The organism is Pseudonocardia sp., from assembly GCF_035305885.1.
GTDB lineage: Bacteria > Actinomycetota > Actinomycetes > Mycobacteriales > Pseudonocardiaceae > Pseudonocardia.
On the sequence record NZ_DATGOP010000058.1, the window covers coordinates 40,681 to 64,713 of the forward strand.

General features: G+C 74.0%; 21 protein-coding genes. 12 read left to right on the forward strand and 9 right to left on the reverse strand.

Annotated features, from left to right (window positions below):
• Nucleotides 1-14 precede the first annotated feature (14 nt).
• From VKZ81_RS11405 to VKZ81_RS11420, 4 genes are all read right to left on the reverse strand, one after another.
• Nucleotides 15-1,514 carry an aldehyde dehydrogenase gene (locus VKZ81_RS11405; RefSeq protein WP_324241463.1) on the reverse strand — a complete coding sequence of 500 codons (1,500 nt, stop codon included), beginning with the start codon at nt 1,512-1,514 and terminating at the stop codon, nt 15-17.
• Nucleotides 1,507-2,763, reverse strand: coding sequence for an alpha/beta fold hydrolase (locus tag VKZ81_RS11410; RefSeq protein WP_324241464.1), 1,257 nt, complete (start codon nt 2,761-2,763; stop codon nt 1,507-1,509). Before VKZ81_RS11410 ends, VKZ81_RS11405 begins: the two co-directional genes overlap by 8 nt.
• Nucleotides 2,760-4,097, reverse strand: a complete 1,338-nt coding sequence (locus VKZ81_RS11415) for an MFS transporter (protein WP_324241465.1) — start codon at nt 4,095-4,097, stop codon at nt 2,760-2,762. The genes VKZ81_RS11410 and VKZ81_RS11415 overlap by 4 nt, the downstream gene beginning before the upstream one ends.
• Before the next feature lie 158 nt (nt 4,098-4,255).
• A complete protein-coding gene (locus VKZ81_RS11420; RefSeq protein ID WP_324241466.1) occupies nt 4,256-5,491 on the reverse strand; it encodes a metal-dependent hydrolase family protein in 1,236 nt (411 codons plus the stop codon).
• A 47-nt stretch (nt 5,492-5,538) separates the two neighbouring features.
• Between VKZ81_RS11420 and VKZ81_RS11425 the strand changes: the two genes are divergently transcribed.
• Both VKZ81_RS11425 and VKZ81_RS11430 read left to right on the forward strand, forming a co-directional pair.
• The gene (locus VKZ81_RS11425; protein WP_324241467.1) at nt 5,539-6,405 is read left to right on the forward strand and encodes a MurR/RpiR family transcriptional regulator; all 867 of its coding nucleotides are present in this window, start codon (nt 5,539-5,541) and stop codon (nt 6,403-6,405) included.
• A 36-nt stretch (nt 6,406-6,441) separates the two neighbouring features.
• Nucleotides 6,442-7,197 carry an HAD-IA family hydrolase gene (locus VKZ81_RS11430; protein ID WP_324241468.1) on the forward strand — a complete coding sequence of 252 codons (756 nt, stop codon included), beginning with the start codon at nt 6,442-6,444 and terminating at the stop codon, nt 7,195-7,197.
• Here the strand turns inward: VKZ81_RS11430 and VKZ81_RS11435 are convergent.
• Genes VKZ81_RS11435 through VKZ81_RS11450 form a run of 4 tightly spaced genes read right to left on the reverse strand, consistent with a single transcriptional unit; the run spans nt 7,175 to nt 12,292 of the window.
• Entirely contained in the window at nt 7,175-8,542 is a 1,368-nt protein-coding gene (locus VKZ81_RS11435) for a tripartite tricarboxylate transporter permease (RefSeq protein ID WP_324241469.1), read from the reverse strand. The two genes, VKZ81_RS11430 and VKZ81_RS11435, sit on opposite strands and share 23 nt — an antisense overlap.
• Nucleotides 8,539-8,979 (reverse strand): hypothetical protein, encoded by a 441-nt coding sequence (locus tag VKZ81_RS11440; RefSeq protein ID WP_324241470.1) that lies wholly within the window; start codon nt 8,977-8,979, stop codon nt 8,539-8,541. Before VKZ81_RS11440 ends, VKZ81_RS11435 begins: the two co-directional genes overlap by 4 nt.
• Nucleotides 8,976-10,367 (reverse strand): hydroxymethylglutaryl-CoA reductase, degradative, encoded by a 1,392-nt coding sequence (locus VKZ81_RS11445; RefSeq protein WP_324241471.1) that lies wholly within the window; start codon nt 10,365-10,367, stop codon nt 8,976-8,978. The genes VKZ81_RS11440 and VKZ81_RS11445 overlap by 4 nt, the downstream gene beginning before the upstream one ends.
• A 2-nt stretch (nt 10,368-10,369) precedes the next feature.
• Complete coding sequence (locus VKZ81_RS11450; RefSeq protein WP_324241472.1) at nt 10,370-12,292, reverse strand: helix-turn-helix domain-containing protein; 1,923 nt, start codon at nt 12,290-12,292, stop codon at nt 10,370-10,372.
• A gap of 271 nt (nt 12,293-12,563) precedes the next feature.
• Between VKZ81_RS11450 and VKZ81_RS11455 the strand changes: the two genes are divergently transcribed.
• Complete coding sequence (locus tag VKZ81_RS11455; RefSeq protein ID WP_324241473.1) at nt 12,564-13,865, forward strand: MFS transporter; 1,302 nt, start codon at nt 12,564-12,566, stop codon at nt 13,863-13,865.
• A gap of 180 nt (nt 13,866-14,045) precedes the next feature.
• On the opposite strand, the gene VKZ81_RS11460 is transcribed toward VKZ81_RS11455, so the two are convergent.
• The gene (locus VKZ81_RS11460; protein ID WP_324241474.1) at nt 14,046-15,344 is read right to left on the reverse strand and encodes an Nramp family divalent metal transporter; all 1,299 of its coding nucleotides are present in this window, start codon (nt 15,342-15,344) and stop codon (nt 14,046-14,048) included.
• Nucleotides 15,345-15,464: 120 nt separating this feature from the next.
• On the opposite strand from VKZ81_RS11460, the gene VKZ81_RS11465 reads away from it, so the two are divergent.
• From VKZ81_RS11465 to VKZ81_RS11505, 9 genes are read left to right on the forward strand one after another with little or no spacing between them, the layout of a single operon-like run.
• Nucleotides 15,465-16,139, forward strand: coding sequence for a GntR family transcriptional regulator (locus VKZ81_RS11465; RefSeq protein ID WP_324241475.1), 675 nt, complete (start codon nt 15,465-15,467; stop codon nt 16,137-16,139).
• Nucleotides 16,136-17,776, forward strand: coding sequence for a thiamine pyrophosphate-dependent enzyme (locus tag VKZ81_RS11470; protein WP_324241476.1), 1,641 nt, complete (start codon nt 16,136-16,138; stop codon nt 17,774-17,776). Before VKZ81_RS11465 ends, VKZ81_RS11470 begins: the two co-directional genes overlap by 4 nt.
• Nucleotides 17,773-18,912, forward strand: a complete 1,140-nt coding sequence (locus tag VKZ81_RS11475) for a mandelate racemase/muconate lactonizing enzyme family protein (protein ID WP_324241477.1) — start codon at nt 17,773-17,775, stop codon at nt 18,910-18,912. Before VKZ81_RS11470 ends, VKZ81_RS11475 begins: the two co-directional genes overlap by 4 nt.
• Nucleotides 18,909-19,892 (forward strand): NAD-dependent epimerase/dehydratase family protein, encoded by a 984-nt coding sequence (locus tag VKZ81_RS11480; RefSeq protein WP_324241478.1) that lies wholly within the window; start codon nt 18,909-18,911, stop codon nt 19,890-19,892. Before VKZ81_RS11475 ends, VKZ81_RS11480 begins: the two co-directional genes overlap by 4 nt.
• The gene (locus VKZ81_RS11485) at nt 19,889-20,371 is read left to right on the forward strand and encodes a RidA family protein (RefSeq protein ID WP_324241479.1); all 483 of its coding nucleotides are present in this window, start codon (nt 19,889-19,891) and stop codon (nt 20,369-20,371) included. The genes VKZ81_RS11480 and VKZ81_RS11485 overlap by 4 nt, the downstream gene beginning before the upstream one ends.
• A complete protein-coding gene (locus VKZ81_RS11490; protein WP_324241480.1) occupies nt 20,368-21,411 on the forward strand; it encodes a TRAP transporter substrate-binding protein in 1,044 nt (347 codons plus the stop codon). The genes VKZ81_RS11485 and VKZ81_RS11490 overlap by 4 nt, the downstream gene beginning before the upstream one ends.
• Nucleotides 21,408-21,935, forward strand: a complete 528-nt coding sequence (locus tag VKZ81_RS11495) for a TRAP transporter small permease (RefSeq protein WP_324241481.1) — start codon at nt 21,408-21,410, stop codon at nt 21,933-21,935. Before VKZ81_RS11490 ends, VKZ81_RS11495 begins: the two co-directional genes overlap by 4 nt.
• Nucleotides 21,932-22,705: a creatininase family protein gene (locus tag VKZ81_RS11500; RefSeq protein ID WP_324241482.1), complete on the forward strand. Its 774-nt coding sequence runs from the start codon at nt 21,932-21,934 to the stop codon at nt 22,703-22,705. Before VKZ81_RS11495 ends, VKZ81_RS11500 begins: the two co-directional genes overlap by 4 nt.
• Before the next feature lie 3 nt (nt 22,706-22,708).
• Entirely contained in the window at nt 22,709-23,995 is a 1,287-nt protein-coding gene (locus VKZ81_RS11505) for a TRAP transporter large permease (protein WP_324241483.1), read from the forward strand.
• Nucleotides 23,996-24,033 lie beyond the last annotated feature (38 nt).

The following is a 24,033-nucleotide window of genomic DNA, read 5'->3' on the forward strand; positions in this document are numbered from 1 at the left end:
CCCTCGGACGTCGATCAGGACTTGATCGTGAACGGGTCGCGGACCTCGTCGGACAGGTCCACGAGCACGTTCTTGGTGCGCAGGTACTCGTCGATCGCCTCGATGCCGCGCTCGCGGCCGTAGCCGGACTTCTTCACGCCGCCGAACGGCGCCTGCGCGGCGCTGTAGCGGTAGGTGTTCACCCAGACCGTCCCGGCGACGAGCTCGCGGGCGACGCGGTGGGCGCGCGCGACGTCGCGGGTCCACACCCCCGCGGCGAGCCCGTACTCCGTGCCGTTGGCGAGCGCGATCGCCTCCTCCTCGCCGGAGAACCGGGTGATCGCGAGGACGGGGCCGAACACCTCGTCGCGGGCCAGCGGCGAGGCGGGGTCGACGTCGGTGAACACCGTCGGGGCGAGGTAGGAGCCACCGGGCAGCGCCGACGCCGGCACGTCGGTGCCCCCGGCGACGAGCGTCGCCCCGTCGCGCGCGGCGGCGTCGACCATGGAGAGGATCCGGGTGCGCTGCGCCTCGGAGGCGACCGGACCCATCTGGGTGGCGGCGTCCCGCGGGTCACCCACGACGATCCCCCGCGCGATCTCGGCGATCCGCCCGACCATCTCGTCGGCCACGCGGTCCTCCACCAGCAGCCGGCTGCCGGCGATACAGGTCTGGCCCCCGGCGGCGAAGATGCCGGCGACGGCGCCCGGCACGGCCCGGTCGAGGTCGGCGTCGGCGAACACGATGTTGGCGCTCTTGCCGCCGAGCTCCAGGGTCACCGGCACGAGGGTGTCGGCGGCGGCGCGCGCGATCGCCTGGCCGGTGGGGACGGACCCGGTGAAGCTGATGCGGCCGAGCCGCGGGTCGGTGGTGAGCGCGACGCCCGCCTCCCGCCCGCCGGTCACGATGTTGACCACGCCGGGCGGGAACCCGGCCTCGGCGACCAGGTCGGCCAGCCGCAGCGTGGTGAGCGGCGCGATCTCGCTCGGCTTGACGACCACGGTGCAGCCGGCGGCGAGCGCGGGCGCGAGCTTGTTGGCGAGCAGCTGCATCGGCGAGTTCCACGCCGTGATCAGCGCGGCCACGCCGACCGGCTCGCGTCGGGTGTAGTCGAAGGTGTCCCACGCGTCGAGCGGGATCGTGCGGCCGTAGATCTTGTCGGCCAGGCCCGCGAAGAACCGGTAGTTGCGCGCGGCGAACCGGGCCTGGCTCGCGGTCTCGCGCAGCAGCTTGCCGTTGTCGGTCGTCTCCAGCAGGGCCAGGTCGTCCGCGTCGCGCTCGATGAGGTCGGCGAGCCGGTGCATCAGCCGCGCACGCTCGAGCCCGCTGGTGCGCCGCCACGCGGCGAACGCGGACTCCGCGGCCGTGATCGCGTCGCGGACCTGCTGCGGGGAGGCGTCGGCGACGTCGGTGAGGTGCCGCCCGTCGATGGGGCTGGTGACGCGGATGCGGCGGTCGCCGGCGACGGCCGGCCGCTCGTCGCCGATGAGCATCCGCGGGTCCGGGACGACCGGGACGGCGGTGCGGTCAGGCACGGGCTGCTCCAATGATCGAGAGGGCTCGCTGCAGGTGGGGCCGGAACGCGTCGGGGTGCTCGCAGATCGGGAAGTGGCCGAGGCCGGGCATCGTCCAGAAGGTGGCGCCCGGGATGCGGCGCGCGGTGGCCTCGCTCATCGCCGGGGTGCACGAGTAGTCGTACTCGCCGGTCATCATCACGACCGGGCAGCGGGCGGTGTCGATCTCACCGACGACGTCGCGGCCGTCCCAGCCGCCGCTGTAGAAGTCGATGTCCCCGGCGAACGTGCGGTGCCCGCCCTGGGAGTAGGTGCGCCAGATGGCGTCGTGCGCGGCCTGCGGGGCGCGCGGCCCGATCAGGCCCTCGATCCACTCCGGCACGAACGTGGCCTCGTTGACCCGCGGGTGACCCGCCCACGGGGTCACCCGGCCGGGCACGTGGTCGGCCGCTTCGCAGGCGATGACGCCGCCGAGCCGGTCGGGGGCGCGGTGCGCCATCAACAGGCAGGCCTCGCCGGCCATCGACGCCCCGAGCAGGATCGGGCGGTCGAGCGCGAGCGCGTCGACCACCGCGAGGATCGCGTCGCCGTAGAGCCCGCCGTCGAGCGACCAGGAGCCCAGCGGCCCGGGGAGCGCGTCGGACCGGCCGTGCCCGGGCAGGTCGAACGCGACGACCCGGTACCCGGCGGTGAGCTCGGGGTCGGCCATCAGCGGGTGCGCCTGCCGCGAGTCGGCGCCCGCGGTGTGCAGGACCAGGAGCGGCCTGCCCGCGCCCGCCGACTCCACGTACAGGTCGAGGCGCGCGCCCCGCAGCTCGACCGGCACGTAGCGGCCGGTGATCGCGGGCCGGTCCAGCACCGGGTCGGGGGCGCGCCGCACCGGCCCGCTGACGACGGCCCGCGCGATCTCGAGCAGGCGGCGCACGACGTGCGCGTGCTGGGCGAAGCGCACCTCGTCGCCGTCGACGCGCGTGCCCGCCACCCGCATCCGCATGGCCAGGAAGTGGTGCGTGGTCGGCGCTGGGTCGCTCGAGAGCAGGTCCGCCCACGCGCGCTCCGGTGCGACCAGGACGCACTCGGGTTCGGCGCCGGGGCGCAGGTCGCCGTCGCGCACCTCGACGCAGACCCGGGTGGCCCCGTCGTCGAACCCGAGCCGCACGTCCGCGGACCGGGCGAACGCCCGCAGCTGCGCGTCCTCGCGGGCGGTCTGCAGCCACTCGTCGACGCGGCCGCTCAGGGCGGCCAGGCCGGTGGTCGCGGTCACCGTCACGCGGTCCCACCCCGGCTCGTGGCGGGGGCGAGGCCCTCGTCCTCGAACCGGCGCCCCGGCTGCGTCGCCCACCAGACGGCGCCGAAGGTCAGCACCGAGACGAGGATCATGTACGGCGGGATCGTCACCACGGCCGACCCGGCGGCGAGCAGCGAGGTGAGGATGAGCGGGGCGAACCCGCCGCCGAGGATCGCGCCGACCTGGTAGCCGAGCGACGCACCGCTGTAGCGCACGCGCGGCGGGAACAGCTCGGCGAAGAGCGTGGCCATCGGCCCGTACATGAGCGGGTGGATCAGGCCGAGGCCGACGACCGTCGTGACGGCGAGGGTGGCCGTCCCCGGCAGCGCGGCGTTGACGAGGAAGAACGGGTAGGCGTAGAGCGCGAACAGCAGGGCCCCGGTGAGGAACACCCGGCGCCGTCCGACCCGGTCCGACAGCGCCGCGGCGAGCGGGATCGTGACGAGCTCGACGACGCCCGCGACCGCGACGATGGTGAGCACCGCGCCCCGGGGCATCCCCAGCGACTGCGTCGCCCAGGTGAGCACGAACGTGGCGAACAGGTAGAAGTTCACGAACGGTGCGAGGCAGGTGGCGACCGCGAGGAAGATGTTGAGCGGGTGCTCCCGGATCGCCTCGAGCACCGGGACCGACGCCGTCGCGCCCGAGCTCTTGACCTGCTCGAACTCGGGGCTTTCGATCACGCGCAGCCGGATGAACAGGCCAAGCGCCACGAGCACGGCGCTGAACAGGAACGGGATCCGCCAGCCCCACGCCGCGAACTGGTCGGCGGGCATGAGGGCGGTGAGCGCGAAGGCGACGGTCGAGAGCACCAGGCCGGCGGGCGAACCGGCCTGGGTCCAGCTGCCGGCGAGGCCGCGGCGCCCGTGCTGCTCGTGCTCGACGGACATCAGGACCGCGCCGCCCCACTCGCCCCCGACGGCGAACCCCTGGGCCAGCCGCAGCAGCAGGAGCAGCGCCGGCGCGAGCACGCCGACCTGGTCGTAGGTCGGGAGCAGCCCGATGAGGAACGTCGCGACGCCCATGCCGAGGAGGCTGTAGACGAGCATGGTCTTGCGCCCGACGCGGTCGCCGAAGTGGCTGAAGACGACGCCGCCGATCGGGCGGGCGAGGAACCCGGCGGCGAACGTGCCGAACGCGGCGAGGGTGCCCACCAGCGGGTCGAAGTCGGGGAAGAACAGCGTGCCGAACACCAGCGCCGATGCGGTGCCGTAGAGGTAGAAGTCGTACCACTCGACGGCGGTGCCGACGAACGACGCGGTGATGACGCGCCGGGTCATCGAGCGGGAGTGCGCGGGCTTGGCGGTGGTCGGCATCGGATCCCATCTCCGTTGTCGGGAACAACGGTGTGCGACTGTATACATAGGTATGCCGAAGGGTCAATCGAGGGTCCCGGTCGCACTCCGGCGCAGGTGGGAGCCCGGGTGCGGCGCCGAGCGCCCGGCCGTGGCGGAAGCGGCGGCCGGCTACGCGATCAGCCGGCCCACGCCACGCGGCCGGCCGTGACCACCGCGCGCAGGTGGCGGTCGGGCTCGGCGAGGACGGTGGCGTCGGTGAGCGGGTCGCCGTCGACGAGCAGGAGGTCGCCGACGGCGCCGGGAGCGATCGTGCCGAGCTCGCCGGCGCGGCCGATCAGCTCGGCGCCCACCAACGTGGCCGAGCGCAGGATCTCCGCGGGCGGCTGCACCTCGGCCCGGATCCGGAACTCGTCGCTCTGGTGGCGGTGCATGGACCCGAGCAGGTCCGTACCGAACGCGATCTTCACCCCGCCCTTCCAGGCGCGCTCGAGCGCCTCGAGCCCGGCGTCGAGCACGACGCCGACCTTGTCCTGGCTCGCCTTGGGCAGGCCCGCCGCGGCGCCCTCGCGGCGCAGGTACTCGTAGGTGACCAGCGTCGGCACGAGGTAGGCGCCCTTCTCGACGAACAGCGCCACGCTGGAGTCGTCGATGAGGTTGCCGTGCTCGATGCACCGCACGCCGAGCGCGAGGCCGCGGTTGACCGCCGCCGCCGTGTACGCGTGCCCGGTGGCGTACCGGTTCGCGTTCGTCGCCTCCTCGACGACGGCGGCGACCTCGTCGGCGGAGAACTGGAGGGAGTCGATGCGGTCGGTCGGCGAGGCGACGCCGCCCGACAGCATGACCTTCACGTGGTGGGCGCCGGTCCGCAGCTGGTCGCGGGCCGCCCGGCGCACCTCGTCGACCCCGTCGCAGACGCGGCCGAGGCCCGGGCAGCAGGCGTGCTGGTCCAGGGCGGTGCGGCCCGGGCCGCGCAGGTCGGCGTGCCCGCCCGTCGGGGACAGCGCCTTGCCGCCGAACACGACCCGCGGGCCCTCCCACAGGCCGTCCTCGACCGCCGCGGCCACCCCGAAGTCGGCCCCGCCGACGTCGCGGACGGTGGTGAAGCCGCGCCGCAGCATCCCGCGCAGCACCGCGCTCGCCTGCGCCGCGACGTAGTACGGCGAGCTCTCGGCCACCGCGCCGAGGTCGGCGCTGCCCGCGGTGACGTGGACGTGGCAGTCGATGAGGCCCGGCACCACGTACCGGCCGCTCGCGTCGAGCTCGGCCGCACCGCCCGGGGCCGCGACCCGCTCGGCCACCTCCGCGATCCGCCCGTCCACCACGAGCACGTCACCGCGGCGCGCGACGCCCGCCTCGACGTCGACCACGGTGCCGCCCCGCACGACCAGCGCACCCGACCGCCCGTCGGCCATCCGCCGCCCCTCTCACCGATCGCAACGTTCGTTGCAATACTCGCGGCGTGGGCGACGAGGGCGCAAGGGTGCCGGCCTGGGTCGAGCGGCGCCTGGCCGGGCGGGAGCCGGGCCGGGGCGTGGCGAAGGTGCTGCGGGCGCTCGCCGCGGACCCGCGCCGGATGTCGTACGCGAGCACCGCGGCCGCCGCGCGGGCGGCGCAGGTCAACGTCGCGACGGTGGTGCGCGCCGCGCAGCTGCTCGGCTTCTCGGGCTGGCCCGCGCTGCGGGCCGAGATCCGCTCCCGCTACCTGGCGGGCCTCTCGGCGTCGCAGGTGCTCACCGAGCACGCCACCGACGACGGCCCGGCGCGCGCGACGCTGCGCCGGGAGCTGGCGAACCTGCGGGACCTGTCCGCGGTGCTCGACGAGGAGCAGATCGGTCGCGCGGCCCGGCTGCTGGTCGACGCCCGGGTGACGCTGGTGCTCGGCTCCGGCAGCTTCGCCGCGCCCGGCCTGCAGCTCGCCCACCTCGCCCAGACGCTCGGCCACGACGTGCGCCTGCAGCAGGTCGGAGGCACCGGCCTGCTCAACGCGGTCTCGCTGCTGCGCGAGGGCGACTGCGTGGTGGCCATGCTCCTGTGGCGCACGCCGCGGGAGGTCCTCGACGCCCTGGGGGTGGCCCGCGAGCGCGGCGCCCGCGTCGTCGTCGTGAGCGACCGCGCGGGCGAGCCGTTCTCGCACCTGGCCACCGAGCTGGTTCAGGTGCCCAGCGAGGGCGCCGGCATGTTCCCCTCCGTGGTGGCCGCGACGACCGTGGTGCAGGCGGTGGTCGCCGCCGTGGTCGCGCTCGACCCCGCCGCCGCACGGCGGGCGAGCGACGGCATCCAGGCGCTGTGGGACCGGTACGGGCTGTTCCCCGACCCCGACGCGTAACAGACTGCAACGAACGTTGCGGAAGGAGTGGCATTCGTGCGTGACCTGACCGAGTACCGCGTGCTCAGCTTCGACGTCTACGGCACGCTCATCGACTGGGAGAGCGGGATCGCCGCCGTCCTGCGGCCGTGGGCGCAGGAGCAGGGGCTCGCCCTCGACGACGATCAGCTGCTCGTCGCGTACGCCGACGCCGAGGCCGAGGTCGCGCGCACCCGGCCGACCGCGCCCTACCCCGACGTGCTCGCCGCCGCCTTCCGGGCCGTCGGGGAGTCGCTCGGGCGCCCGGTCTCGCCGGAGTGGGCCACCCGGCTCGGGGAGTCGGTGCCGAGCTGGCCCGCGTTCCCGGACTCGCGGGACGCGCTCGCGGCGTTGGCGCGCCGCTACCACCTCGTGATCGTCTCCAACGTGCACCGTGCCGGGTTCGCCGGCAGCAACACGCAGCTGCAGGGCGACTTCGCGGCGGTGATCACCGCGGAGGACGTCGGCGCGTACAAGCCGGCCGACAACCACTTCGAGGCGCTGAAGCGGGCGCTGCCCGGGCTGGGCGCGACCCCCGAGCAGCTGCTGCACGTGGCCCAGAGCCTGTTCCACGACCACGTGCCCGCCCGCAGGCACGGGCTCGACTCGGTCTGGATCAACCGCAGGCACGACCGGCCCGGCTGGGGTGCCACCCCCCAGCCGGGCGGCGAGTTCTCCTACGGCGCCGAATACCCCTCGATGGAGGCGTTCGCCGCCGCGGTGGACGCGGCCTTCCGCGCCCGCGAGGGACTCAGCCCAGAAGCGTCGGGATGAACAGGGCCGCGGTGTAGTAGGCCATGAACTGCACGCCGGCGTGCATGCCGAGCAGCCGGTTCATGAGCCCGCCGAAGATCCCGATGGTCACCGCCACGAGCAGGCCGAGCAGGCCTCCCTCGTAGACGGAGATGACGAGGATGAGGCCCGCGAAGGTCCCGATCACGGCCTCCTGGCTCAGCTTGCGGACCACCCACGCGGCGGCCGGGCGCGCGTAGTTCATCGCGAACGGGTAGGCGACGACCACCCCGAGCACGACGGCGAGCAGCCCGTAGCCGAGGAACTCCCCCGTCGACAGCAGGTCGTGCAGGTTGTGCGTCCCGCCCCCGCCCGCGTCGACGGTGAACACCGGAGGCGCGTTGAACAGCGGCGCCGCCGGCCCGGCCGCCACCGGGCTCAGCGGGAGCCCGATCGCGACGAGCGGGATGAGCGTCTCGGCGATGTAGGTCGACTCCGTGACGCCGTTCTTCACCGCGATCACCGACGTCAGCCGGTGGTAGGCGTGCTTGATCCGCGCCCCGACCGCCTCGCCGACCAGCACCGTCATCGCCACCGGGCTGAGCACGAAGGTCAGGCTCGATACGACGGCGCCCGCGCCGGTCGCGGCCTTCTGCGACCGGTCGAGCACCGACAGCGGGTTGGGGAACCAGCCCTGCCAGCTCTTGACGTCCGGGGCCAGGAAGAACGAGCGGCGGGTCTGCTGGCGCATCGACCCGCTCGCGAGCGGGGACGAGATGCGGAACAGATCCGCGACCAGCGGCCCGATCGCGATGCCGAGGAAGAAGCTGATCGACAGCGCCGAGCCGTTGATCGGCTTCACGAACGCCTGCAGCGCGGCGATGACCAGCACCATCGGCACCAGGCCCGCGACCGCGGCCCACCGGCCCCGCGAGAAGTAGGCGATGACGGCCGCGGCCACCGGGAACACGTACGGCGCGACCGCGGTGACCTGGTCGGCGAACGGCGCGATCAGCGCCGCGGCGCCGACCGCGACGGGGACGGCGATGAGCGCCGAGATCGCGGCCCCGGAGAGCGCCTTGTGCAGCGCGATGTGCGGCACCCCGAGCCGGCGCAGCAGGTCCGCCTCGCGCAGCAGCGGCACCGCCATCGTGTCGCCGGGGATGCCGAGCAGCGTGGTGGGGACCATGTGCGTCATGTGCTTGGCGACGGCGCCGGCGAGGAAGAACGCCAGCACCCCCGCCGGCGGCACCCCGACCAGCACGACCAGCAGCGTGAGCGGGGCCAGCGTGGCGGTCTCGTCGGTGCCCGACACCAGGCCGATCGCCGAGAACACGACCGCCCCGAGCAGCCCCATCCCGAGCGCGAGCAGGATCGTCGAGATCATCTCCGCACCGCCTGTTCCGCCTCGGGCACGGGCTCGCCCGGGCGCTGGTCGGTGAACAGCCCGTCGATCCCCAGCTCCCGCAGCTCGCGGCGGGTCGCCTCGGGCAGGTCGGCGAGGTCGCCGAGCACGCCGGACTCGGCGACCAGCTCGGCCACCGCCTCGCCGCGGGCGGCGTCGTCGACCTGCTGCTCGACGAGGTCGCGCTTCGGGGCGAACAGGCGCGCACAGATCGCCCCGGCGACCAGGCACGCGACGAGCCCGACCAGCAGCGCGTAGGTCCGCGCGAGCTGAGGCTCGGTGAAACGCGCGAACAGCTGCCCGGCGAGCAGGTACGCCGGCAGGCCGAGCGCGCAGCCCAGCACCACCGACCACCACAGGTGGGCCACGTCGACGACGTCGCCCCAGACCTCGGCGAGCTGCTCGCGCCGCCCGCTCACGTCGCACCCCCGGTCCGCAGCTCGGCGAGGACGCGCTCGGCGTGGTCGACGCGCACCTTCCGGTCGGCCACCAGCCGGGCCACCACGGCGGGCAGCTCCTCGGCGGTCGCGCCCACGGTGGTGGCGATGTTGCGCGCGTGCAGCGACATGTGGCCGCGCTGGATGCCCTCGGTCGCGAGCGCGCGCACGGCGGCGAAGTTCTGCGCGAGCCCGACCGCCGTGATGATCTCGGCGAGCTCGGCGGCGGTGCCGACGCCGAGCAGCGCGACCGCGGCCTGCGCGGCCGGGTGCACCGTGGTGGCGCCGCCGACGAGGCCCACCGGCATCGGCAGCTCGAGCGTGCCGACGAGGTCGCCCGCGGCGTCCTTCTCGAACCGGGAGAGCGAGGTGTAGCGGCCCTCGGCGGAGACCGCGTGCGAGTGCGCCCCGGCCTCGACCGCCCGTGTGTCGTTGCCGGTGGCGAGCACGACGGCGGAGATGCCGTTCATGATCCCCTTGTTGTGGGTGGCCGCCCGGTACGGGTCGGCCTCGGCCAGCGCGGCCGCGTGCACGATGTCGTCCACCACCGCCTCCCCGCCGAGCGCGTCGGCGGCGAACACGGCGCGCGCCCGCGACAGCCGCAGGTCGGCCTTGTTGGTGAGGATCCGCAGCAGCGGCCGCCCGCCCGCGATCTGCCCGGCCCGGTCGGCCACGGCCTCGGCCATCGTGTTGACCGCGTTGGCGCCCATCGCGTCGCGGACGTCGACCTGCAGGTGCGCCACGACGTAGGTGCCCGCACGGGAGCCGACGACGCGCACCGCGATGTCGCGGACCCCGCCGCCGACCTCGACCAGCCGGGGGTCCTGGGCGTTGGCGAGCTCGATGAGCTCCCGGCGCGCCTCGAGCAGCCGCACGCGGCCCGCCTCGGGGTCACCGACCCCGACGATCTGCACCTGGGCCTGCATGATCGGGTCGGTCGAGGACGTGGTGAAGCCGCCGCGCTCGCGGGCGACCTTCGCCGCGTTCGACGCCGCGGCGACGACCGACGGCTCCTCGGTGGCCATCGGCACCAGCACCTCGCGGCCGTTGACCACGAAGTTCGTGGCGATCCCGAGCGGGACGCCCAGCACCCCGACCACGTTCTCGATCATGTGGTCGGCCTGCCCCGGGTCGAGGCCCTGGTGCGGGTCGAACGCCGCGAGGCGCTGCGGGTCGAGCCCGGCGCTCTCGGCGACGACCGCGCGCCGGGCCTCCACCGGGCGGTCCCGGAGACCGGGGATACGACTCGTGGGCGACACAGTTCCCCTTCCACGTCGCTGTGGTCTGACATCAGCCTGGCTTGCGTTGCGTCGGCACCGTAGCGACGGGGCAGGCCGGACGGGATGGACGGACGGTCCACTGCTGGGCATGGTCACTGTGCCGATCGCCCAGCGGACCGCCCAACAGCGCCGAGGCGGGCCAGCCGGACGGCGACGCCGAGCCGGAACAGCCGGTCCGGCTCCTGCCAGCCCGGCCCCAGCGCCTCGGAGATCTTCTCCAACCGCTGCAGGACCGTGTTCTTGTGCACGTGCAGCGCGCGGGCGGTGGCCACCGGGCTCATCCGGTGGTCCAGGTAGGCCGCGAGCGTCTCGACGAGCGTGCCGCCGCGGTCGGCGTCGTGGTCGAGGACCGGGCCGAGCACCGCGCGGACGAACGCGCCCACCCGGGGCTCGCCCGGGCCGAACAGGGCGGTGTAGGGCAGGTACTCGTCGGTGGTCGCGGCCACGTCGGCCAGCCCGATCGCCGGGAGCACCCGGATGCACGCGACCGCCGCCTCGACCCGGGCGGGCACGTCGCCGGGCCCGTGGTCCAGCGGGGCGGCCACCGCGAGCACCGGCGGGCCGAGCTCGCGGCGCACCGCGGCGCGGACCGACTCGGCGGCGGCGGCCGGGTCGCGCTGCGCGCAGAGGGCGACCACGTGGTCGGCGTGCTCGCCGACGAGGCCGCCCGGCGCCACCGCCCGGGTGGCGGACCGGATCGCGCGGCGCCGCTGTTCGGCCGGCACCGCGAGCACCACCAGCGCGTGCAGCTCGTTGACCCGGACCCCGCGGGCCCTCGCCCGCTCGGCCACGCGGGCGGTGCGCTGGGGGTCGCCGGAGAGCAGGTCGGCGAGCAGGTCGCCGCGCACGCGCTGCTCGGCCTCGATCAGCGCGTCCTGCTTGAGGCTGAGCAGCGCGGTGATCTGGGCGGCCCGCTCGGCGGTGCGCTGCTCCACCGGCCCGAACTCGACGCCGCCCTGCTCCAGCACCAGCGCGCCGAGGAACGTCTGCCCGGCGACCACGGCGACGACGACGCCGCGCCGCGGGCCGGGCAACGGGACGCAGCGGCCGCTGCGGCGGCTCTCCTCGACCGCGGCGCGCAACGCGTCGCGCTGCCCGTCCGGCGGGTCGGCCTCGGCACCGCCGGTGGGGCGCAGGCCCTCGTCGAGGATCGTGACCCGGCACTGCAGCGCCCGCCCGAGGGCGGCGGCGACGTCGGGGGCGCCGCCGCCCTCCAGCACGAGCGCGGTGAGGTCGTTGTGCACGTCGCTCGCGCGTTCCATCGCCTCGACGTGGCGCGCCAGCTCGGCGTAGGCCCGGCTCGCCTCCTCCGCGGCCTCCCGGCTGCGGGCCAGCAGCCGCGCGGTCTGCAGCACGATCGCGGCGTGGTCGGCGAACGCCGACAGCAGCGAGATCTCCTCCGGGGAGAACACGTGCTCGAACCGGTTCGCGGCGAACAGCGCGCCGATCACCTCGTCCCCGGCCAGCAGCGGGACCCCGAGCAGCGACACGAGGCCCTCCGCGGCGACGGCGGCGTCGATGGCCTCGTCGTGCGGGGCCTGCGTCATCGCGCCGTAGTGGGGCGTCCACCGCGGGCTGCGGCTTTCCACCACGAGGCTCGCGAGCCCCTTCCCGCGCGGCACCCGCAGCCCGCGGAACGAGGGCGCGACGGTGCCGAGGGTGGTCCGCACCCGCAGCTCGTGGGTGTCGGCGTCGAACTCCGACAGGTAGGTGACGTCGGTGCCGACCAGGTCGTGGGCGCGTTCCACGAGCCGGTCCAGCAGCTGGTCGACGTCGCGCAGCTGCGCGAGCTCGCGGGCGCTGGAGAACAGCGCGGCGAGCTCGCGCCCGCGCCGCCGCCACCGCTCGGAGCTCGCGTGCAGCTGGCGCGCCGCGGCGCCGAGCCGCGCGGCGTCCGCGTCGGGCAGGTCGAGGCCCGCGAGCACCGCGCGCAGCCCGCCCTCCCGGTCGCCGTGCTCAGCGGCCGCCGCCTCCAGCAGCCGCACCACGGCGTCGACCGGCACCCGAGCGGTCACGTCGGCTCCTCTCCCGTGGCGCGTCGACGGGCATCATCCCCGCCGGGTGGCGGCCCGCCGCAGCCGAGGGCTGTCCGGAAAGCGAACATCGCGCGATTCCGACGATTCGCGCGGCGGCGACGGCGGGGCGCACAGAGACATTTGTCCCGGGAATGGCGCAGCGGGCTGCCCCTACCCACCGGATCGCACTTACGCTGCGACTTTCCGGAAATGATCGGAGATTTCCGCACTGCGGAACGCCGGGGGTTCACCGATGCATCCTGCTCCGTCCGTGTCCGAGACCAACCCCGTCCACACCCGTCGGGTCGCGCTGGCCACGCTGATCGGCACGTCCATCGAGTGGTACGACTTCTTCATCTACGGCGCGGCCGCCGCGCTCGTGTTCGGCAAGCTGTTCTTCCCGTCGGCGAGCCCGCTCACCGGCACGCTGCTCGCGCTGTCGACGTTCGGCGTCGGCTTCGTCGCCCGACCGCTGGGCGGAGTCGTGTTCGCGCACTTCGGCGACCGGATCGGGCGCAAGTCGATGCTGGTGCTGTCGGTGCTGCTGATGGGCGGCGGCACGTTCGCCGTCGGCCTGCTGCCGTCGGCCGAGACGATCGGGGCGGCGGCGCCGATCCTGCTCGTCCTGCTGCGCATCGTCCAGGGCATCGGCATCGGCGGCGAGTGGGGCGCGGCGGCGGTCATGGCCGTCGAGCACGCGCCCCCGCACCGGCGCGGGTTCTTCGGCAGCTGGCCCCAGGTCGGGGTGCCTGCGGGCATGCTCACCGCGAACCTGGCGATGCTCGTGATGTCGCGCAGCATGCCGGAGGAGGCGTTCCTGTCCTGGGGCTGGCGGCTGCCGTTCCTCGCCTCGATCGTGCTGGTCGTCGTCGGCATCGTGATCCGGCTCAAGGTGCACGAGTCGCCGGTGTTCGAGGCGGCGCGGGCGGCGGGCCGGATCGAGCGGTTGCCGGTGCTCGCGGTGCTGCGGCGCCAGCCGGTGAACGTGCTGCGCGCGGCCGGCCTGCGGTTCGCCGAGAACAGCACGTTCTACATCCACACCACGTTCGTGCTGACCTACGGCACCACGCTCGGGATGGAGCGTGACCAGCTGCTGCTCGCGGTGATCGTCTCGTCCGCGGTCGGGCTGATCAGCCTCCCGTTCTACGGCTGGGCCTCCGACAAGTTCGGCCGCAGGCCGGTCGTGCTGTGGGGGTCGTTGGTGCTGCTCGCGATGAGCTGGCCGTACTTCTGGGCGATCGAGACCCGCTCGCTGCCGCTCATCGTGCTGGCCACCGTGGTGGCGGTGAACGTCGGCAACAGCGGGGTCTACGGGCCACAGCCGGCGTACTTCTCCGAGCTGTTCGAGCCGGAGGTGCGCTACAGCGGGGCGTCGATCGGGGCGCAGGCGGCCAGCGTGTTCGCGGGCGGCCTGGCCCCGGTGATCGCGACCGCGCTGTTCAGCGCCACCGGCGGCTACCACCTCATCGCCCTCTACATGTCGGCGATGGTGATGATCACGATCGTGACGGCGCTGCTGTCGCCCGACCCCTACGGCGCCTCGCTGCGGCGCGGCGCCCCGGCCACGGCGTAGCGGCGGCGAGCGACCGGAGCCGCTGGGCGGACATCCGTCCGGCGGCCCCGGCGCTGCACTTCGCACGAGCGACCTCGCCCACCCGGAGTGCACCTCGCACGGCGCCGGCGGTGTGTGAAGCACACCCACGGCCTGTGCAGTCGCCCCGAGGGGCCGGATCCGGCCCGCCGCCTGCCGGACTCACCCCCCGAACCGGCGCACGGTCTCGCTGATCGCCAGCGCCCCGAACAGGACCAGCGACAGCACGAGCACCACCGTGACCGGCCACCGGTTGCGCAGCTCGGGCGCGACCCGCCGGCCGCTGAGCAGGACGAGGAACGCCACGACCAGCAGCGGCAGGAAGAACGCCCCCGAGATCGCGTAGGCCAGCACCAGCTGGACCGGCCGTCCGGTGAACATGATGACCAGTGGCGCCACCACCTGGAACGCGAGCACGGCGGTGAAGAGCGGCCGCCGCGGCGCGATGAACGCGTCCGCCTGGGAGTCCGGGATGCGCCGCACCACCCGGATGCAGTCGGCGAGCATGTAGCAGAAGCCGTTGAACCCGCCGGCGATCGAGGAGAACACCACCACGAAGAACGTCACGAAGAACCCGATGCGCACGAGCTGGCCGAACATCGCCGCGAGCGGGCCGCCCAGCGCCTCCAGCTCGGCGCTGTCGGAGATCGTGACGCCCGTGCCGTGGACCAGCGCGGTGCCCACCACGCTCAGGGAGAGCACGAAGACCAGGATCGCGCCGTAGCTCACCGCGGCGTCCTTGCGCATCTCCGCGAGGTGTCCGAGGTCGGTCCACCCCTTGTCGCGCACCCAGTAGGCGTAGATCGCGATCGTCGCGGACCCGCCGACGCCGCCGATCATCGCGAGGGCGGCGGGGAGCGACCCGCCCGGGATCGAGATCGTGAGCGTCTCGACGATCGTGGCCGGCTCCTCCATCGCGCCCGCCGCCAGCACCGCGATCACGACGACCCCGAGGAACATGACGATCGAGAAGCCGACCATGTACTTCTCGAAGAAGTCGTACCTGCCCGCGTAGACGATCGCCCCGGCGACCAGGATGATCGCGATGGTCGTCGGGACGGCGGGCAGCCCGGGGATCATCATCTCCAGCGCGAGCGCCGCGACCGAGCCGAGCCCGGCGCCGTAGAGCGTCGTCATGATCGCCACGGCGACCGTGAACAGCCACGCGAAGCCGACGTGGATCGAGGCGATCTTCGCCATCAGCGTGGTGGGGCCGCTGAGCTGCAGCCGGCCGCTGGCCTCGGTGAGCACGTATTTGATGACGACGCCCACGACCGCCACCCACACCAGGCCCATCCCGAAGGACCCGGCGCCCTCCAGCGCGCTGACCAGGTCGCCCGCCCCGACGCTCGTCGCCGCGAGCGCGAGCCCCGGGCCGAAGAGCGCGACCTTCTGCCACAACCCCGTCCGGACCGCCGCCACGTTGCCTCCCGCGTCCACCTCGGCCGGCGGTCGCGCCATGGTGTCCACTGTTCGGACACTTGACCGCCAAGCGGACTGGATCGTCGCACGAGGCCACCGATCGATCAACCAGCGCGAACCGGTTGCATCCGATCATGGATTATGGAAGATATATAAAACATGACTGGCTCCGGCGTCCCCCGCGACGGTCTGACCGACCGTTCGTACGAGACCCTCCGCGAACGCATCCTCGACGGACAGCTCGCGCCCGCAGAGCGGCTCCAGATCGACCGCCTCAGCAAAGAGCTCGGGGTCAGCCACACGCCGGTGCGGGAGGCGCTGAACCGCCTCGTGTCGGAGAAGCTCGTCACGCTGGAGCCCTACAAGGGCTTCCGCGTCACCCCCCTCCTCGACGCCGAGAGCCTGCGCCAGCTGCTGGAGGCCCGCCGGGTCATCGAGCTCGGGGCGCTCGAGCGCAGCGTGCGCCTCGCGACCGCATCCGACATCGACGAGATCCGGCAGGTGCTCGCGAAGCTCGACGGGATCGCGGCCGCGCCCGAGCTCGACATCGTGAGCTTCAACCAGCTCGACGCGCAGTTCCACCGGCTCACCGTCGTCCCGTGCCGCAACCCGTACCTGATCGATTCCTACGACGACCTGCGGGTCCACGTGCAGATCGCGCGCTACTACCGCGGGCGCCCCGCCGCGGACTCCCAGCAGGCCCAGGCCGAGCACCACGCGATCGTGGCCGCGCTGGAGGCCGGCGACCGGGACGCGCTGATCACCGCGGCGTCCCGGCACATCGACACGGTCAGCAGCCGGCTCGCGGGCGACGGGTCGGAGGTCTCGGCGTGAGCAATGCCGCGGCGAGCGTCGTCGACCTGCTGGAGCGGGCGGGCGTCCGGCGCTTCTACACCGTGCCGGGCGAAAGCTTCCTGGAGCTCATGGACGAGGTCGCCGCCCGGCCGGGCCTGCAGCTGGTCTCGACCCGGCACGAGTCCGGCGCGGCGTTCATGGCCGAGGCCGAGGCGAAGGTGACCGGCCGGCCCGCCGTCGCCATGGCCACCCGCGCCGTCGGCGCGGCGAACCTCGCCATCGGGGTGCACACCGCGAAACAGGACTCGACGCCCCTGATCGTGCTGCTGGGGCAGGTCGAGACCGACCACCTGGGCAAGGAGGCCTTCCAGGAGGTCGACCTGCCGCGCTTCTACGACGAGATCACCGTCTTCGGCGCGACGGTCCACCGCCCGGACCGGGCGGCCGAGATCGTCGCGAGGGCGCTGCGGCGCAGCACGGGACCGCGCCCCGGCCCCGCGGTGGTGGCCTTCCCCGCGGACGTGCTGGCCGGTCCGGGTGCCCCGGCCGACGCGCCCACCCCGACCAGCGCGCCCGAGCCGGCACAGGCCGCCGTCGACGCGGCGTACGACCTGTTCGCCGCGGCCGAACGCCCGGTCGCGATCGTCGGAGAGGGGGCGCGGGACGCGCACACCGAGCTCGTCGAGCTCGCGGAGGCGTTCGGCCTCGGCGTCTTCGCCGGCTTCCGCCGCCAGGACGCCTTCCCCAACGACCACCCCCACTACCTGGGCCACCTGGCGCTCGGCACGCCCGCGGAGATCACCCGCCCGCTGCGCGAGGCCGACGTCGTGCTCGTGCTGGGCAGCAGGCTCGACGAGGTCACCACCCAGACCTACACGCTCCCCGCCGCCGGTTCGGCGGTCGTGCAGGTCGACGCCGCGGCCGAGAACGTGGGCGCGGTCGTCACCCCGCACCTGGGCGTGCACGCCTCCCCCGCCGCGTTCGCCCGCGCCCTGACCCGGGTGGCGGCGCAGCGCGGCCACCGGGCGCGCTTCGGCTGGGTGCAGGCCCGCGCCGGCTACGAGCGGTTCAGCACCCCGGAGCCCGTGCCGGCCGCCGCGGACGGCCTGCACCCGACCGCGGTGGTGGCGGCGCTGCGGGCCCACCTGCCCGCCGACACGATCGTCACGAACGACGCGGGCAACTTCTCGGTGTTCGGCCACCGGTACTGGCGCTTCACCCGGCCCCGCACCCAGGTCGGGCCGGTCTCCGGCGCGATGGGTTACGCCGTCCCGGCCGCCGTCGCCGCCTCGCTCGCCGCACCCGGCCGCACCGTGCTCGGGCTCGCGGGCGACGGCGGGTTCCTCATGACCGGCCAGGAACTGGAGACCGCTGCCCGGTGCGGCGCCGAGCCGCTGGTCGTGGTGTTCCAGAACGGCCTGTACGCGACGATCGCCATGCACCAGGCGCGCGCCACCGGGCGCCCGGCCGCGGTCGACATCTCCCCCGCCGACCTGGGCGCCTACGCCGCGGCGCTCGGGGCGACCGCGCGCACCGTCGCCGATCCCGGCGAGCTGGGCGACGCGATCCGCGAGCTGCTCGCGCTGCGCGGGCCGCGGGTGCTCATCGCCCGCACCTCCCCCGACGTGCTCACGCCGTCGGCCACCCTCAGCGGCCTGCTCGGGGGGCGTGCATGAGCACGATCACGCGCATCGACGCGATCCCGGTCACCGACCCGCTGGACGTGGCCGACCGCTACGGCTCGTCGCGCGGCCTCGTCCCCGGGCGCGCTGCCGTGCTCGTCCGGCTCGAGACCAGCGACGGCGTGGTCGGGTGGGGCGAGGCGTGGGGCGCATCACCCGCGGTCAAGGCACTGGTCGACGAGCTCGGCCAGGCGCTCGTCGGCACCCCGCTGCGGCCCTCGTCGAACTGGCTCACCGGGCTGCTGCAGCGGTCCTACCACTACTCGTCCTCCGGCCTGCACGTCATCGCGGCCAGCGGCCTGGACATCGCGGTGTGGGACGCGTTCGCGCGCACGCTCTCCCGGCCCGTGCACGAGCTGCTCGGCGGCCCCACCCGCGCCCGGATCGCCTGCTACGCCTCGACCGGCTACGTCACGCCCGACAACGACCTCGGGCGGTTCCGGGCGGTGCTGCAGGAGTCGGCCGACGCCGGCTACCCCGGCGTCAAGATCAAGGTCGGGCTGGGGCGCGCCAGCGACGACGAGCGCACCCGCATCGCCCGCGAGACCTTCGGCCCGGACGCCGTGGTGCTCGTCGACTTCAACGGCAACTACACCGCCGACCAGGCGATCCGCTCCCTCGAGGCGATCCGCGCGCACGACGTCGGATGGGCCGAGGAGCCGGTCACCCCGGACGACCACGAGGGGTTGCGGATGCTGCGCGCGTGCGGGGTCCCGCTCGCCGCGGGCGAGGCCGTCTACACCCGGTTCGGGTTCCGCGACCTCATCGCGGGCCGGCTGATCGACGTGGTCCAGCCCGACGTCACCAAGTGCGGCGGCATCAGCGAGGCACGCGTGATCGCGCACCTGGCGCAGACCTGGAACGTCCGCTTCTCCCCCCACGTCTGGGGCGGCGCGGTGTCGCAGGCCGCCACCGTGCAGCTGCTCGCGGGCGTGCCCACCTACCCGCACACCGACCACCAGCCCGAACCCGTGTGGTTCGAGATGGACCGCGGCGCCAACGCGCTGCGCGACGAGCTCGCGTCCGTGCCGCTGCACCGCGACGGCACCGACGTGCTGGTCCCCCAGGCCCCGGGCCTCGGCATCGAGATCGACGAGAAGGCCCTCGCCCGCCTGCGGAGCGACCGGTGAGCCGGCAGCGGCTCGCCGTCATCGGCGGCAACGGGTTCATCGGGCAGGAGGTGGTCCGCCAGGCGCTCGCCCGCGGCTTCGACGTGCTGACCGTCGACCCCGGCCCGCCCCGCCACCCGGCCGGCCCACCGGCGGGCGGGCGGCACGCACCGGTCAGCGTCGCCGACGAGGACACGCTCGCCGCGGTCCTCACGCAGTTCGCCCCGCACGCCGCGGTCAACCTCGCCGCGTACGGCGAGGGCACCGTCGGGCTCGCCGGTGGGGCGGGGCACAACCCGGCCCGCGCGGTCGACGTCAACGTGCGCGGCGCGGCCGTGCTGCTGCGGGTCCTGCAGGGCTGCGGCTGCCGGCAGCTGTCGTGGTCGAGCAGCAGCACCGTGTACGGACCGCGCGCCCGCTACGGGGACGCGGCGGACGGCCCGGGGGTCACCGAGGACGCCCCGACCGCGCCGGAGCTGGTGTACGGGGCCACGAAGGTGGGCGCCGAGCAGCTCACCCGGGTCCTCGCCGCCGAGTACGGGATCCGCGCGGTCGGCGTGCGGCTGCCGCTGGTCTACGGCAACGGCCGCTGGTACGGCGGGAGCCAGCAGGACCTGGTGCGGTTCACCGGGCGCCTCGCGGCCGGCGAGCCCGCACACCTGCGGGCGTGGACCGGGGTCGCGGACTGGATGCACGTCGACGACGCGGCCCGCTGCCTGCTCGACTGCGCGACGAACCCCGCCGCCACGAGGCCCGTCTACAACGCGTCCGGCCACCGGTCGAGCCTGTTCGACCTCGCGACCGCGCTCGTCGCCGCCGCGGGCGCCCCGGCCACCGCCCACGTGGAGCCGGTCGCCGACGGCGCCCCCGACCTGCCGCTCCTGGACACCACCCGCATCCGCGCCGAGCTCGGGTTCGCGCCCCGCATCGCGGACCCGCAGACCGGCGCTCGCCACTACCTCGCTCCCCCGCACCCGGCCGACCCGGAGGACCCGCGATGACAGACCTGCCCAGCACCAGGCTCGCCCGGCTCGGCATCGCCCTGCCCGAGCCGGCCACGCCGAGCTTCGACTACGTGCCCGTCACCGACCACGCCGGCGTGCTCTACGTCAGCGGGCAGCTGCCGAAGGAGGACGGCGAGGTCCGCATCACCGGCACCGTCGGCGCCGACATCGACGTCGAGCGGGCCCAGGAGGCGGCCCGCATCTGCGTCCTGCAGGGGATCGCCTGCGCCGCGGCCCACGTCGGGAGCGTCGACGCCCTCGACCGGGTCCTGCGGGTCACCGGCTTCGTCGCGAGCGCTCCCGGCTTCCACGACCAACCCCGCGTCGTCGACGCGGCCAGCGAACTGCTCGGCCGCATCTTCGGCGAGAAGGGCCGCCACGCCCGCTCCGCCGTCGGGGTCGCGGCGCTGCCGCGACGAGCCCCCGTCGAGATCGAGTTCATCCTCACCGCGCGCACCCCGGAGGCACAACCATGAGGATCCCCAAGGCGAGCGTCGTCGCCACCGTCGCCGCACTGTTCGCAGCGCTCACCGGATGCGGCTTCCTCACCGGTGAATCGGCCCCGTCGGCGAGCGACGGGACCTGCACCGAGCAGAACCTGCGGCTGGCCACGATCCGGGCCGAGGACGACCCCGCCACCCTCGCCGCCAACCACTTCGCCGAGTCCGTCGCCCGGGCGACCGACGGGCGGATCACGGTGCGGGTGTTCCCGAACAGCCAGCTCGGCGACTTCAACGGCATCTTCGCCGGGCTGAGCTCGGGTCAGGGCGTCGACCTGTTCTACGAGGGGATCACGATCTACCCGACGCTGGAGGGCGCGAACGCGTTCACCGTCGTGAGCGTCCCGTTCATGTGGGACAGCTACGAGCAGCTCGTCGGCGTCCTGCGGTCCGAGGAGTTCGCCGAGCTGTTCGAGCAGGCCGCCCAGCAGACCGGCGTGCGGGTGATCGCCGTCGAGGGCGACGCCGAGCCGCGGGCGCTGTCGGCGAACCGGCCGATCGTCACGCCCGAGGACATGCGCGGGCTGAAGCTGCGCATCGCCCAGGCGCCCATGCCGCAGGAGTTCGCCCGCGCGCTGGGCGCGAACCCGCAGGTCGTGCCGCTGGCCGACCTGTACCTCGCGCTGCGCCAGGGCGTGGTCGACGCGCAGGAGAACGGCGCGATCACGATGATCAACCAGAGCCTGCACGAGGTGCAGAGCCACTACATGCCGACCAACTACATCCGCGACGCCCGCTCCTGGTACGTCAACGACGCGTGGTGGAACGGCCTGTGCGCCGAGGACCGCGAGGCCATCACCCAGGCGGCGATCGAGGCCGGGCGGCTGAACACGGCCGAGGTCGGAAAGCAGCTCACGGCCGCGGAGGAGCAGCTGCGCTCCACCATCTCCGTCGTCGAACCGGACGTCGAGGCGTTCCGCGCGGCGCTCGAAGGCCGGTTCGACCAGTTCGACGGCCAGCTGTGGCCGGAGGGCCTGCTCGAGCAGACGCGCCAGATCCGGGACGCGCAACGATGAGCATCCTCACCCCCGCCGGGCCGGGAGCGTCGTCCCGGCTCAGCGGCTCGATCGGCCTGGCGGCGCAGGTGGTCGCCGCCGCCCTGTTCATCGCGCTGCTGGTCGTCAACCTGGTGCAGGTCGTCCTGCGCGCCGCCGGCGGCGGCTTCGTGTGGGTGACCGACCTGAGCCAGCTGATGCTGCTGTGGCTGGTCATGATCGGCACCGTCGCCGCCTACTGCGCGGGCGAGCACATCGTGACCGGCTACCTCGACCGCAAGCTCGCCGGCCGCGCCCAGGGTGTGCTGCTGCTCGGCCTGCGCGTGCTCGAGGCGCTGTTCTTCTTCGTGCTGATCGTCGCGGGCTGGTCGGTCACCACCGTCCGGGCGGCCATCCCGTACGTCCAGCTCGGCATCTCCACCGGCTGGACCTACGCGGCGATCCCGGTCGCCGGCGTGCTGCTGCTCGCGGCGGCGCTGACGAGGCCGCTCAGCCCGCCGAAACCGGAAGTACCCCTCGACGACCTGCCGGGAGGACGCCCGTGAGCACCCTCCACGACCTCACGACCACCGAGTTCGCCGCGCTGTCGCCGCGCCCGCGGGTCGCCCTGATCCCGGTGGGAGCCACCGAGCAGCACGGGCCCAACCTCGCCATGGGGGTGGACTGGCGGATCGCCGAGGCGATCGCGCGGCGCGTGGCGGCCACCCTCTCCCCCACCGCCGTCGCCACCCCCGCGCTGCCGTTCGGGCTGTCCGGGCACCACATGGACTTCCCGGGCACGATCAGCATCGGTGCCGACGCGTTCCGCGCGGTCCTCACCGACGTGGCGCGCAGCCTGCGCGCCCACGGCATCACCAAGGTCGTGTTCGTCAACGGCCACCGCGGCAACGAGAACGTCCTCGGCGTCCTCATCACCGAGCTCGCCTACCAGCACGGGATCGAGGCCGCGTCGACGTTCTGGATGACCCAGGCGGCCGACGCCATCGCCCGCCACCGCGTGACGCGGCGGTGGGGCCACGCCTGCGAGATCGAGACCTCGGTCGCCATGGCGCTGACCGCCGATCTGGTGCGTCCCGACGCGCTGGAGCCGGGCGACCTCATCGACGACTACGGCGCCTTCGAGGACAACTACGAGCCGTTCGCCGCGGGCGTGGTCCGCTCGTTCGCCTCCCGGACCCGCAACGGCGTGTTCGGCGACGCCACCCGCGCCACGCTCGAGGCGGGCACCGAGATCAGCACCGTCGCGATCGAACGGACCACCGAGTTCGTCAGGGACTTCGCCCGGCGTCCCAGCCGACTGCCCGACCCGAGGTGATCCGTGGACGTCCTGATCCTGTTCGGAGCGCTCTTCGCGTTCATGGCGCTCGGCCTGTCGGTCTGGGTGTCGATGGGCGCCGCGGGTCTGGTGGCGCTCGCCGTCCTCGGCCTCGGTGACGCGACCGACCTGCCGACCGCGATGGCCGACGGGGTGGGCAACTTCGAGCTGCTCGCCATCCCGTTCTTCATCCTCACCGGGGAGCTGCTCAACCGCGCCGGCCTCACCGACCGGATGGTCGCGCTGCTCATGTACTTCCTCGGGCGGTTCCGGGGCGGGCTCGCGTACGCGACCGTCGGGGCCAACATCGGCATATCCGGGGTCTCGGGCAGCGCACCGGCCGACGCCGCAGCCGTCTCGTCGGTGATGCTCCCGGCGATGCGCAAGGAGGGCTACAGCCCCACCTACGCCGCGGCGATCAACGCGAGCGCCCCGATCATCGGGCCGATCTTCCCACCCAGCATCCCGATGATCTTCGTCGCGCTCGTGACGCACCTGTCGATCGGGAAGCTGTTCCTCGGCGGGGTCGTGCCCGCGCTGCTCCTCGCGGCCGCCATGATCCTGCTGATCATGTGGCACGGCGGCCGCGGGAAGCTGCCCGAGGCCCGCCCGGAGGCCTACACGCAGACCCCGCTGCTCCCCCTGCTCGGCCGGGCCCTGCCCGCCCTGCTCGCGCCGCTGCTGCTGGTCGTCGGCATCATCACCGGCTTCGCGACGGTCACCGAGATCGCCATCCTCGCCGCCACCTACGTGCTGTTCCTCGGGGTGGTCGTCTACCGCACGATCACCTTCCGCGACCTGTTCCCGCTGTTTCGCAGCAGCGCGGTGAACAGCGCGACGATCATGATCCTGTTCGCGGTCGTGGGCACGTTCTCCCACGTGCTCACCGTGGGCGGGCTGAGCGAGAACGTCACCGAGCTCGTCGGGGCGCTCGACGTCGGCCCGGTCGCGTTCCTGCTGCTCGCGATGCTGTTCTTCCTGATCGTCGGGATGCCGATGGACGCGGTGCCCGCGATCTTGATCTTCCTGCCGATCCTGCTCCCGGTGGCCGAGGACCTCGGGATCGACCCCATCCACTTCGGCGTGATCGTGGTGGTCAACCTGATGATGGGGCTCCTGACCTGGCCGGTCGGGGCGTTGTTGTACGTGATCACGAAGACCAGCGGGGTCCCGTTCGGCCGGCTCAGCGTCGCCGTCCTGCCGTTCTTCGGCGCGATGCTCGCCGTGCTGCTCCTGCTCGCCCTGGTACCGGGGCTGGTGACCTGGCTGCCCAACCTCCTGCTCGGCTGACCGCTCGCGTTCGGTGCAGCCAGGTGACAACGGAGTGC